Annotated in this window: 13 protein-coding genes; 3 read left to right on the top strand and 10 right to left on the bottom strand. The window is 62.7% G+C overall.

What is annotated here, in order from left to right; all coding sequences use genetic code 11:
- Positions 1 to 18 precede the first annotated feature (18 nt).
- The 3 genes from moeA to mobA form a co-directional block, all read right to left on the bottom strand.
- Positions 19 to 1,299, bottom strand: coding sequence for a molybdopterin molybdotransferase MoeA (gene moeA, locus BLR71_RS13615; protein WP_092527460.1), 1,281 nt, complete (start codon positions 1,297 to 1,299; stop codon positions 19 to 21).
- Positions 1,296 to 1,913 carry a molybdopterin-guanine dinucleotide biosynthesis protein B gene (mobB, locus tag BLR71_RS13610; protein ID WP_245696467.1) on the bottom strand — a complete coding sequence of 206 codons (618 nt, stop codon included), beginning with the start codon at positions 1,911 to 1,913 and terminating at the stop codon, positions 1,296 to 1,298. Before mobB ends, moeA begins: the two co-directional genes overlap by 4 nt.
- A gap of 142 nt (positions 1,914 to 2,055) precedes the next feature.
- Entirely contained in the window at positions 2,056 to 2,652 is a 597-nt protein-coding gene (gene mobA / locus BLR71_RS13605) for a molybdenum cofactor guanylyltransferase MobA (RefSeq protein WP_092527457.1), read from the bottom strand.
- A 237-nt stretch (positions 2,653 to 2,889) separates the two neighbouring features.
- On the opposite strand from mobA, the gene BLR71_RS13600 reads away from it, so the two are divergent.
- Positions 2,890 to 3,471, top strand: coding sequence for a cupin domain-containing protein (locus BLR71_RS13600; protein ID WP_092527454.1), 582 nt, complete (start codon positions 2,890 to 2,892; stop codon positions 3,469 to 3,471).
- A 48-nt stretch (positions 3,472 to 3,519) separates the two neighbouring features.
- Here the strand turns inward: BLR71_RS13600 and BLR71_RS13595 are convergent, their stop codons facing one another.
- From BLR71_RS13595 to BLR71_RS13565, 7 genes are all read right to left on the bottom strand, one after another.
- The gene (locus tag BLR71_RS13595) at positions 3,520 to 4,761 is read right to left on the bottom strand and encodes a uracil-xanthine permease family protein (protein ID WP_092527451.1); all 1,242 of its coding nucleotides are present in this window, start codon (positions 4,759 to 4,761) and stop codon (positions 3,520 to 3,522) included.
- Between the two features lie 152 nt (positions 4,762 to 4,913).
- Positions 4,914 to 5,543, bottom strand: coding sequence for a uracil phosphoribosyltransferase (upp, locus tag BLR71_RS13590; protein ID WP_092527448.1), 630 nt, complete (start codon positions 5,541 to 5,543; stop codon positions 4,914 to 4,916).
- Positions 5,544 to 5,646: 103 nt separating this feature from the next.
- The gene (gene ung, locus BLR71_RS13585) at positions 5,647 to 6,348 is read right to left on the bottom strand and encodes a uracil-DNA glycosylase (RefSeq protein WP_092527445.1); all 702 of its coding nucleotides are present in this window, start codon (positions 6,346 to 6,348) and stop codon (positions 5,647 to 5,649) included.
- 7 nt (positions 6,349 to 6,355) lie between these two features.
- On the bottom strand, positions 6,356 to 6,859 hold the full coding sequence (gene gpt / locus BLR71_RS13580) for a xanthine phosphoribosyltransferase (protein WP_092527442.1): 504 nt from the start codon (positions 6,857 to 6,859) through the stop codon (positions 6,356 to 6,358).
- A gap of 34 nt (positions 6,860 to 6,893) precedes the next feature.
- Positions 6,894 to 7,439, bottom strand: a complete 546-nt coding sequence (locus BLR71_RS13575) for an adenine phosphoribosyltransferase (RefSeq protein ID WP_092527441.1) — start codon at positions 7,437 to 7,439, stop codon at positions 6,894 to 6,896.
- A 19-nt stretch (positions 7,440 to 7,458) separates the two neighbouring features.
- Complete coding sequence (locus BLR71_RS13570) at positions 7,459 to 8,763, bottom strand: NCS2 family permease (RefSeq protein WP_092527439.1); 1,305 nt, start codon at positions 8,761 to 8,763, stop codon at positions 7,459 to 7,461.
- Between the two features lie 278 nt (positions 8,764 to 9,041).
- Positions 9,042 to 9,665, bottom strand: coding sequence for a riboflavin synthase subunit alpha (locus BLR71_RS13565; protein WP_092527437.1), 624 nt, complete (start codon positions 9,663 to 9,665; stop codon positions 9,042 to 9,044).
- 582 nt (positions 9,666 to 10,247) lie between these two features.
- On the opposite strand from BLR71_RS13565, the gene BLR71_RS13560 reads away from it, so the two are divergent.
- Positions 10,248 to 11,291, top strand: a complete 1,044-nt coding sequence (locus BLR71_RS13560) for a methionine ABC transporter ATP-binding protein (protein ID WP_092527434.1) — start codon at positions 10,248 to 10,250, stop codon at positions 11,289 to 11,291.
- Positions 11,272 to 11,925, top strand: a complete 654-nt coding sequence (locus BLR71_RS13555; protein WP_092527431.1) for a methionine ABC transporter permease — start codon at positions 11,272 to 11,274, stop codon at positions 11,923 to 11,925. The genes BLR71_RS13560 and BLR71_RS13555 overlap by 20 nt, the downstream gene beginning before the upstream one ends.
- The last annotated feature ends 25 nt before the right edge of the window (positions 11,926 to 11,950 follow it).

The raw sequence follows: 11,950 nt of genomic DNA, 5'->3' as shown, positions 1-11,950 counted from the left end.
CAACACAGTATCGCACCCTTAGCCGCGATGCATAAACGGCTGAAGCGTCACCGTCTCGCCGGCGTCGATGCCAGCGCAGGGCGCCGCGATCTCGATCAGGCAGTTGGCGGCCACCATCGACGACAGGATGCCGGACCCCTGGCGACCGGTGCTGCGCACCCAAAGCTGTCCGCTCTCATCAGCGTGATAGACACCACGCAGGAAGTCCACGCGTCCGCTGCGACTTTTGAGCGATTCCTCGGCGCGGGCCGTCAGCCGTAGCGGCTGCCAGGCATGCTCGCCCTGCAGGTGTCTGACCAACGGCTGGACGAACTGCAGAAAGGTCACCATCACCGCCACCGGGTTGCCCGGCAAACCGAAGAAAGGCACCCGCTCGGCGCCCAGCCGACCGAAGGCCAAGGGCCGACCCGGTCGCATGGCGATACGCCAGAAACCCAGCTCGCCGGTTTCGGCAAGCGCCGGCTTGATCCAGTCCGCCTGACCGACCGACACGCCACCGCTGGTCATCACCATGTCGGCCACTGCGGCCGCTTCTTCGAGCGCCTTGACCATCCCCTGCGCCGAATCGGCGAGGATGCCAAGGTCGATGACCTCGACGCCGAGGGCGCTAAGCAAGCCATGAAGCGAGAAGCGGTTGGCATCGAAGATGCCATCTGCAGGCAGCGGCTCGCCGGGCGCCGTGACCTCGTCGCCGGTCGAGAAGATCGCCACCTTCAGTTGCCGCGACACCGATGCGCGATCGATACCCAGCGAAGCCAACAACCCAAGATGCTCGGCAGCAAGCCGAGTGCCGGCGCTCAGGGCTATCGCCCCACGCGGCACGTCTTCGCCGGCCTGACGCACATGCTGGCCAGTCTTGACCGTCTCGGGCCGCGTCACTACCACTCGCTCGCGACCGGCCTCGGGCGGAGCCCCCTCAAGCTGCTCGCTCATGATCACCGTATCGGTGCCCGGCGGCATCGGCGCACCGGTGGTGATGCTCACGGCGGCGTGCTCGGGCACGGCGTTGCGATAGCCGTGGCCGGCCAGTGACTCTCCGACTAGCGTCCAGGCCTCGGGAAGCGCCGGCTCCTGTTGGCCCGCTGGCCATGCCACGGCAATGCCGTCCATCGCCGCATTGGTGTTCTGAGGCACGTTGATCGGCGAGGTCACGTCCTCACTCAGCACGCGACCCAGCAGTGATGCCAGGGGCAAGGTCTCCTGCGCCGGCGAGGAGCCAACCGAGAAGCCGAGAATCGCCTCCAGGGCTTCCTCCACCGACAGCATGCGTTCGCCAAGATCAAAACAGGACAGGCTCATGTGGACGCCTCCTGAGAGGCGCTCAGTTGGCGCGCCGGCATGCCGCGCTGCTCGGGCCAGCGACCGGGCCAGGCCGCCACCCAGTCGGTCAGCGCCTCCAGGTCATCCATGGACAGCGATTCCACGCCTGGCGGCAGGCTCAACGGCGTACTGCTGGCCACCGCCCTCACCCAGGGGTCCTCGACGGCAAGCAGCGGCTTGCCAAGCGACGGGCGATGGAGTTCCAGCTTGGGCAGCGGCCAGGCCTTGAAGCCTTCGATCAGCACCAGGTCCGGGGCCAGCGGCCGGACTTGCTCAATCAGCGCCGCCAGGTCGGGCTCATCCTGCCCCGGCGTATTGAGCATCAGCGCGGTGCGGGAGCGGGAAGCAATCAGCATCGGTGCTGCGCCGGCCTCGCGTAGGCGATGACTATCCTTGCCCGGTTTATCGATATCGAACTGGTGATGGGCATGCTTGATGACCGCCGCGCGAATGCCTCGCGCCGCAAGCCTTGGCAGCAGCGCCTCCAGCAAGGTCGTCTTGCCCGTGCCGCTCCAGGCCGCAATGCACAGCAGCGGCAAAGGCTCATCGGCCAGCGGCAGTCGGTGTTCGGCCTGCTCGTTCATTTCCTGCATCACCCCTTCTTGTGACGACCTTTCATGTGACGGTTCTTCTATTTGCGACGCTTAGCCTAACGACTCTATCCGCTGACCAATGTTCTCACGACGACTTCATTTGAAGGTGCCCAGCCATGAGCAGGCTGTAATGAACAGCTTGTCAGGCTTCATCGGCTCGCAGTTGCTGGGCCAGCCGGGCCTTGTCGTCCTCGGTATTGAGGTTGGCAAAGGCGGCGGGGCAGTCGCTGAAATCTGCCCGGACCCAGGCATGACGAGCGTACCAGCGGTCGATCTTGCGCTCGCCCTCACGCAAGGCCTCACCAAGGTCCGCGGCGAGGTCGCGGCGAATCAAGGCCACCACCGGATGGTCCCGCTCGCCATCGTGGGCGACGGCGATATCGGCCTCGCCGATCGCGGCGATCAGGCGCTCCACCAGGTCGTTAGGCAGCGCCGGACTATCGCAGGGCACCACGACCACCCAAGGTGTTTCGGCGGCCTCCAGGCCACTCCAGATACCCATCAGAGGCCCCTGATAGCCGCCTTCCCGGTCACGGATCACCCGGCTCCCCAGCGCCTGATACTCATCGAGATGCCGATTGGCATTGATCAGCACCTCAGCCACGCGGCCCTCGAGACAACGCTTGGCATGCTCGATCAGACGCGCGGTCCCGAAGGGCTCCAACCCTTTGTCGCGACCGCCCATGCGTCGCCCCTGGCCGCCGGCCAAAATCAGCCCAGTTACTTCATCATGCGTCATCTCAAGTCCTCGTTTTATCCCTGATTCACAAGGATTATCGCTGCAGACAGCCTAACGCAAAGCGGCCCGCCACGAACCCTCATAATGCACGTTGCCCACCATCGTCTTAGTGCGCGCCCGAGCACCAATGCGCTCGCCGACTTTTCGCACAAACCCTCGATCAGAGACCAACATGCACTTAAGTTCCCGCTCATGAGTGGGTATCATGCTGTAAAAGATGTTCAACAAAGGCTGCTTATGAGTGGATTCGACGTCGGCAACCGCCTCAAGCAGTTGCGCTTGTCGCGAGAACTGTCACAGCGGGAACTGGCCAAACGGGCCGGAGTCACCAACAGCACCATTTCATTAATCGAGCAAAACAGCGTCAGCCCTTCGGTCAGCTCGCTGAAGAAGATTCTCGATGCAATGCCGGTGTCGATCAGTGAGTTCTTCGCCGGTGAGATCGAGTCTCACGATCAGGTCTTCTACCCCTCTAGCGAACTGACCGAGATCGGCGACGGCACCCTTTCGTGGAAACTGGTTGGCGCTCGCAGGCCCAACCGCAGCATGTCGATCATCCACGAGCACTATCCCCCCGGGGCGGACACCGGTGAAGAAATGCTGGAGCACGACGGGGAGGAAGGTGGCGTGGTGGTCGCCGGCACTATCGAGCTGCAGGTCGCCGACGAAGTGCAGCAGTTGAAGGCAGGCGACGCCTACTACTTCGATTCACGCCTACCCCACCGCTTTCGCAATGCAGGCGACAGCGAATGCGTGATCGTCAGCGCCAATACCCCGCCGTCCTTCTCTGACGGCGGGGATGAGCAACACCACGTCTGAGGCCTTGACCTCTTAGATCGACAGCCCCCGTGCTGTTCCGAGTTTGGCCTACTCTCCTTCCTTGGCTGGCGGCAACACAGCATTGAGCACGATGCCCACTAACGCCGCCAGGCTCACGCCCTGCAGGGTGAACTGGCCGCCACCCACCTGCATGCCACCAATACCGAAGACCAGAATCAACGACACCACCACCAGGTTACGCGGTGCGGTCAGCGAATGGCCGGCGCGCACCAAGGTGTTCATGCCCACCACCGCGATCGAGCCGAACAGTAGCGTCATGATGCCGCCCATCACCGGGGCGGGGATGGTCTGCAGCAGCGCACCGAGCTTGCCGAGGAACGCCAGCAGGATGGCGGTCACGGCGGCGATCATCATGATCCGCGGGTCGAAGGCACGCGTCAGCGTCACGGCACCGGTCACTTCGGAATAGGTCGTATTGGGCGGACCGCCGAATAGCGCCGCCACGCTGGTGGCCAGGCCATCGCCCAGCAGGGTGCGATGCAGGCCCGGTTTCTCGAGGTAGTTCTTCTTGGTCACCGAGCCGATGGCGACCATATCGCCGATATGCTCCACCGCCGGCGCGATGGCCACCGGAATCATGAACAGGATGGCGGCCCAATTGAAGGCCGGGGCCGTGAAGGACGGCAGCGCCAGCCAGGCCGACTCCTCGACCGGCGTAAAGTCGACGACTCCCATCAGCAGCGCCAGCACATAGCCGGTGACGATGCCGCCCATGATCGGCACCAGGCGAATCAGGCCACGACCGAAGACCGCCAGCACCAGCGTCACCAGCAGGCTTACCATCGACAGCACCAGCGCCTGGCCATAGCCGATGGCATCGCTGGTCTCGCCCGTGGCCATGTCCACGGCCACCGGGGCCAGCGCCAGGCCGATGACCATGATCACCGGCCCCACCACGACCGCCGGCAGCAGATGGTGCAGCCAGGCCGTGCCCTTGAGGCGAATGAACTGCGAAATCACCACATAGACCAGGCCTGCCGCCATCAAGCCACCCATGGTCGCGGGAATGCCGAAGCTCTGAACCGAGCCCTGGATGGGCGCGATAAAGGCAAAGGACGAGGCCAAGAACACCGGCACGCTCTGACGGGTAACGCTGTGGAACACCAGCGTGCCCACCCCCGCCGTGAACAGCGCCACGTTAGGATCTAGCCCGGTCAGCAGCGGTACCAGTACCAGGGCACCGAAGGCGACGAACAGCATCTGCACCCCGGTCAGCAGGGTGCGCGGCAGAGATTGAGTCGGCTGGCGGCCGGCCACCGTATCGGTCATATCAGGTTCTCCAAGGTGAGCAATTAAAAGCGAGCAACAAGAAACTGGGATAAATAACCCGAGCCCGCCATCAAGGCGCAAAAATAAGGGAGCGCACAGCAAAACGCCCCTGCGTGGTCACGTCAGGGGCGTTTGCTCTATTAGATCACGGCTCAGCGAGTCCCGAAGATCTTGTCGCCAGCATCGCCGAGACCCGGCACGATATAGCCGTTCTCGTCGAGGCGCTCGTCGACCGCCGCGGTGTAGATCTCGATGTCCGGGTAAGATTCCTGGACACGCTTGATGCCTTCCGGTGCCGCGACCAGCACGATGACCTTCATCTGCTGGCAGCCCCGCTCGCGCAGCATGTCCAGCGTCGCCACCATCGAGCCGCCGGTGGCCAGCATCGGGTCGATGACGATGGCCTGACGCTCTTCGATATCGTTGGCGAACTTGGCGAAGTACGGCACCGGCTCTAAGGTCTCTTCATTGCGATAGAGCCCCACTACGCTGATACGGGCGCTGGGAATCAAGTCGGTGACGCCATCGAGCATGCCAAGGCCCGCGCGCAGGATCGGCACGATGGTGACCTTCTTGCCCTTGATCTGGTCGATCTGGATCGGTTCGCCGCTCCAGCTCTCGATGGTAGTCGGCTCGACCTCGAGATCCTGGGTAGCTTCGTAGGTCAGCAACTTGGCCACTTCTCCGGCCAGTTCACGGAAGCTCTTGGTACTGATGTCATTGGCGCGCATCAGGCCGAGCTTGTGCTTGACCAGGGGATGATTGATGGCGTGAACGCTCATGGCGGCGGACCTCTTCGGGCGACGGGATGGGACGAATAACGGCTTTGTCGCATGAAGATCATGCACAAATTGCGCGACATTCTACCCCTATCGGTCGATGAGGTTAAGGCTGAGTGGGCAGTTGCCAGTCGATGGGCTCACGGCCATGGGCGGCGAGAAAGGCATTGCCCTGTGAAAAATGGTGGTTGCCGAAGAAGCCGCGGTGCGCTGAAAGCGGTGACGGGTGCGGCGACTCCAGCACCAGATGGCGGTCGGTATCGATCAGCGCCTTCTTCCGGCGGGCATGACTGCCCCACAGCAAAAAGACACAGGGTGCGCAGTGCTCATTGACGGCGGCGATCGCCCTATCGGTGAAGGTTTCCCAGCCGCGACCGCGATGTGACGCCGCCTGCCCCGCCTCGACGGTCAGTACGGTATTGAGCAACAGCACGCCCTGGCGCGCCCAGTACTCGAGATGGCCGTGATCGACCGGCGTGCAACCAAGGTCGCTTGCCAGCTCCTTGTAGATGTTCCTGAGCGACGGCGGCAGCTTGACCCCTGGCTGCACCGAAAAGCACAGCCCGTGCGCCTGATCCGGACCGTGATAGGGGTCCTGACCGAGAATCACGACCTTGACCTGGTCGAGCGGCGTCAGTTGGAAGGCCCGAAACCAGTTCGACGAGTGCGGATAAATGATGCGCCGCTCGCGCTTATCCTTGGCCAGGGCGTCACGCAGCGCCTGCATGTAGGGGGCGTCAAACTCTGCCCCCAGGTGACGATCCCAGCTTTCCGGCAAGGGGTGTTGCGCTGACAGGCTCTCCGACATCTCGACCTCAGCTAGCGTCTTCGCCTGAGGCCTCGCCACGCACGCGATCGGCCAGCGGTTCGACGTAGGCAACGCCCATGTCCCAGGGGAACTGAATCCAGCAGTCCTGCCCCACTTCGGTCAGGAACTGGTCGACCAGCGGACGCCCTTCCGGCTTGGCATAGACCGTCGCAAAGTGCGCCTTGGGCAACATTTCACGCACCTTGCGTGCCGTCTTGCCGGTATCGACCAGGTCATCCACCAGCAGCCAGCCATCGCCGTCGTGATCGACGCCTTTCATGACATCGAGGCCGCCCTGATCCATGTGGTCGTAGCTCTTGATGCACACGGTATCGATCAGGCGCAGGTTGAGCTCACGGGCGATCAAGGCTGCCGGGATGAGGCCACCCCGCGTGATGGCGACGATGCCCTTGAAGTCACGCTCGACCAGTTGATGGCAGAGCTCGCGGACATCGCGATGCAGCTGGTCCCAGGAAACGATGAAATGTTGCTGATAGCGGTTGGCGCTCATGACGAATTACCAAAAACGTAGCGGGGGACGAGGCTTACTCGTCCTCGGTGAAGGAGCAGACAGCGAAGACGCCAAAACCGGCCTCGCGAATCTTGTCGGAACCAGCGAGCTCTGGCAGGTCGATGATGGTCGCGGTTTCGACCACGTGACCGCCGGAGCGAGTAATCAGCTTGGCCGCTGCACACATGGTGCCGCCGGTCGCGATCAGGTCATCGACGAGCAGGATGCGGTCGCCATGCTGGAAGGCATCGGCGTGCAGCTCGACTTCAGACTGCCCGTACTCGAGGGTGTAGGTCTCGCTGATGGTGCGGAACGGTAACTTGCCCTTCTTGCGCACCGGCACGAAGCTGCAGCCGAGCTCATAGGCCAAGGGGGCGCCGATGATGAAGCCGCGAGCGTCGATGGCCGCGATCGCATCCAGATCCATTTCCTGGTAGCGATGCACGAAGCTGTCGATCAGCTTGCGAAAAGCGGCACTGTTCTGCAAAAGCGGCGTGATATCACGGAAGTTGACCCCCGGCTGCGGCCAGTCGGGGACGGTGCGAATCACGGATTTGATGTAGTCGCCGTAGATGCTCATCGAAGATCGAGTCCAGTGGTCAGTCGAGGAAGAAGAATTTGAGGGCGAAGACAATCGCCAGCACGATTACCGCCGGATTCAGGTCGCTGAAGCGGCCTGACAGGGTCTTAATGGCAGCGTAGCTGATGAAACCCAGGGCGATACCTTCGGCAATCGAGAAGGTCAGCGGCATGGCAAGCGCAGCAATCAGCACCGGGGCGGCTTCGGTGGCGTCGTCCCAGTCGGCATGCGCCAGGCTACCCGCCATCAAGGAGGCCACGTAGAGCAGCGCCCCGGCCGTTGCGTAGGCGGGAATCGAGCCGGCCAGCGGTGAGAAGAACAGGCTGATCAGGAACAGCCCGCCCACCACCACTGCGGTAAGGCCAGTGCGGCCGCCCGCAGCAATACCCGACGCGCTCTCGATGTAGCTGGTAGTGGTCGAGGTGCCCAGGGCGGCACCCGCCATCGAGGCGGTAGAGTCGGCCATCATGGCACGGCCCAGCCGCGGCAGTTTGCCGTCCTTGTCGAGCAGCCCGCCGCGATGGGCGACGCCGATCAGGGTGCCGGAGGTATCGAAGAGATCAACGAACAGAAAGGCGAAGATGACGCTGAACATCGCCACGTTGAAGGCACCGGCGACATCCATGGCCATGAAGGTCGGCGCCACGGAGGGCGGCATCGACATCACGCCGTTGTAATCGTTGTGGCCCAGCAGCATCGACAGCACGGTAACGCCCAGGATGCCGATCATCACCGCGCCGGTGACCCGCAGATAGGACAGCGCCGTAATCACGAAGAAGCCACCCAGGGCATACAGCGCCGACGGCTGGGTCAGATCGCCGAGCGATACCAGGGTCGCCGGGTTGTCGACCACGATACCCGCGTTCTTCAAGGCGATCATCGCCAGGAACAGGCCGATACCCGCCGCGATCCCCAGGCGCAGGGTCATGGGAATCGAGTTGATGATCCACTCGCGGATGCGAAACACGCTGAGCAGGAAAAAAGTCAGGCCCGACAGGAAGACGGCGCCCAGCGCGGTCTCCCAGGAATAGCCCATGCCCAGCACCACACCGTAGGTAAAGAAGGCGTTGAGCCCCATGCCTGGCGCCATGGCGATGGGATAGTTGGCCCATAACCCCATGATCAGACAGCCGATGGCGGCGGCCACACAGGTGGCGACGAAGACCGCGCCATAATCGACCCCGGCTTCCGACAAGATGCTCGGGTTAACGAAGATGATGTAGGCCATGGTCAGGAAGGTCGTGACCCCGGCGATGATCTCGGTACGAACGTTGGTGCCGTGTTCGCTGAGTTTGAAGTGGTTGTCGAGCAGTCGTTTCAACATCGGCGTTACCCTACCCTGGCGCGTGGACCCTGATGGTCCGGGTGCGAGAAAAGCCGCACATCTTACCCCATCGGCCAAGCCCGATGCGATAGGCGGCATCCTGATACGACACGGCCGGCGAGCCTCGGGGGATCACCGGCCGCTGCGATGGGCCATGACGGGCACAGCCTGGCCTCTCATGGCATTCGCTAGACCATTTATAAGCAATCGCCGGGCCAGGGGCACGCATGCCCGCCAACGAAAAGCTGACGGGGTGGTCAACTCCTTGAGGCGTCTACTCAGCCGCGACTGGCCATTACCCGCTCGACGGTCTCGACGATCGCCTGGGTCTGCGGATCGATCTCGATGTTGACGTTATCGCCGGGCTTGCGGTCGCCAAGGGTGGTCCGCGCCAGGGTCTCGGGAATCAAGTTCACGCAGAAGCGAGGCGCGCGCCCATCATCTTGGCGCACTTCGCCGATGGTCAGGCTGATGCCATCCACGCCAATGTAGCCCTTGTCGAACAGGAAACGGCCATAGGCAGCGGGCACCTCGAACCACAGGCGACGATTGTTGGGCGCCTCCTCGAGTTCGACCAGCTCCGCCATGCAGACCACATGACCGGACATGGCATGGCCGCCGATCTCGTCACCGAAGCGTGCCGCACGCTCTATATTGATGCGATCCCCCACGGCTACTGCACCAAGATTGGTCAGCCGCAGCGTCTCGCGCATCAGGTCCACCCAAACATGGCTCCCCTCGATGGCCGTCACCGTCAGACAGGCCCCGTTATGCGCCACCGAGGCGCCGGTCTCGAGCCCTTCGCATAGCTCAGGCGGCAGGGCCATTTCGAAGGTCCGGAAGTTTTCTTTATCGGCCACTGACACCAGAGTGGCAGTGCCTTGAACAATACCGGTAAACATGACGATCCTCTGCGTACGACATCATCCGGGCGACTCGGCGCCCCCAAAACGTCGAGTCTACCAGCCTAAACGCCCATCCAGCAGGGCCTTGTAGCGCGTAGAGAGGCGAGAGAGAGACGAGATAGCCAGGTAACGTCTCGGCAACGTCCAATATCACTGTGCGGGCAAGGTTCTGGCACAGTTCATGGCAACGCCCCTGGAAGCGTCATTAGTGAAGTGCTGCGAACGCCTGACCCAAGGCGCAGCGCGCGTGCTTCGATATACATCTTGCACATATCGCCTCGCGGACAGCGATATGCACTGGTTATTGGCGCCATTGGCCGAAACTTGTACCAGGATCGTTGACACCCCACGGTGGGCACCCTAAGATTCACACCACTTTTTTTAGGCGCCGATTTGTACCCGGCTTGCGGGCGCCCTCGTCTGGCTCGATTCGTCGAGCCGAGCGGGAAGTGCAGCTAAAAGGGTGTGTCCAGCGTTGATGGCCACCCGTCAGGGTGGCCTTTTTTTTGCCCGCTAGACTGCCCTTCTCTGCCTTACGGTGCCGCAGCCACTTCGATCGGCCAGCGACTCGACGGACCCATGATCAGACTCGAAAACGTCTCCAAGACATACGGCAGCGGCGCTCATGCCATTCAGGCCTTGAAGCACGTCGACCTGCATGTCCCCAAAGGCAGCATCCACGGCGTCATCGGCCTGTCCGGTGCCGGCAAGTCGACGCTGATTCGCTGCGTCAACCTGCTTGAACGCCCCACCACCGGCAGCGTCCAGGTCGACGGCGAGGAGCTCACGCGGCTGAGTGGCCCAAGCCTCAATCAGGCCCGCCACCAGATCGGCATGATCTTCCAGCACTTCAACCTGCTTTCTTCACGCAGCGTCTATGACAACGTCGCCTTGCCGCTGGAGCTGGCTGGCATGAGCAAGAGCGCCATCCAGGAACGCGTGCTGCCACTGCTCGACCTAACCGGGCTTGCCGATAAAGCCGACAAGTTCCCAGCCGAGCTCTCCGGCGGCCAGAAGCAGCGCGTGGCCATCGCCCGGGCACTTTCCAGCCGGCCCAAGGTATTGCTGTGCGACGAGGCCACCTCGGCACTGGACCCGCAAACTACCGGTTCCATCCTCGAGCTTCTCAAGGAAATCAACCAACAGCTGGGCCTGACCATTCTGCTGATTACCCACGAGATGGAAGTGGTCAAGACCATCTGCGACCGGGTCGGCCTGATTTCCGACGGCGAGCTGGTAGAAGAGGCCGACGTTGGCGACTTCTTCACCGCACCACAGACCCAGCTGGGTCGCGAGTTCCTCAATGACTTCCTGGAGCTTGAGCCGCCGGGCGCATTGGTCGAGCGACTCGAGGCAGAGCCCAGCGTCAACACTCACCCGGTGGTACGCCTGGCCTTCGGCGGCGACGCCGTGGCCACACCACTGGTATCACGTCTGGCCCGCGAGTGCGGGGTCGATGTCAGCATCCTGCAGGCCAAGGTCGAGTCGATTCAGGACCGCACACTGGGACTGATGATCGCCGAGCTGATCGGCAACTCACACGACACCCGCGCGGCGCTCAACTACTTGGAAGCCCACGACCTTAAAGTGGAGGTGCTTGGCCATGTCCAACGCGATGCTTGAACTGATTCTCGAGTCCACTCTCGAAACGCTGTACATGGTCGGCATCGCCGGGCTGATCGCAGCCATTGCCGGGATCCCGCTGGGCGTGCTGCTCTACGTCACACGGCCGGGGCAAATTCTCGCCAACCCGGTGACACAGAGTGTGCTGGCTATCGTGACCAACGTCGGCCGCTCGATTCCCTTCATCATCCTGATGGTGGCGATCATTCCTTTTACGCGGCTGATCGCTGGCAGCTCGATCGGTACCAACGCCGCCATCGTGCCGCTGACCATCGCCGCGATTCCGTTCGTCGCTCGCCTGGTCGAAGGGGCGCTGAATGAAGTGCCGCCAGGGCTGGTCGAGGCCGCCCAATCGATGGGCGCCACGCCCTATCAAATCATTACCAAGGTGCTGCTCCCCGAAGCCAGGGGCGGCATCATCAATGGCATGACCATCACCGTGGTGACGCTGATCAGCTACTCGGCCATGGCCGGCGCCGTCGGCGGTGGCGGGCTGGGTGACCTGGGCATACGCTACGGCTACAACCGTTTCGACCCGGTCGTCATGCTGATCACGGTTGCCATTCTAGTGGTCATGGTGCAGGGCTTTCAGAGCCTTGGCGACCACCTGGTGCGCAAGGCCGACCACAAGTAACGATCGCGCCCTGCCCGGATGGCAG

The sequence above is a fragment of the Onishia taeanensis genome (assembly GCF_900100755.1).
GTDB classification, from domain to species: Bacteria; Pseudomonadota; Gammaproteobacteria; order Pseudomonadales; family Halomonadaceae; genus Onishia; species Onishia taeanensis.
The sequence above is the reverse complement of the archived record's forward strand: the minus strand, read 5'-3'. Positions and strand labels throughout refer to the sequence as shown.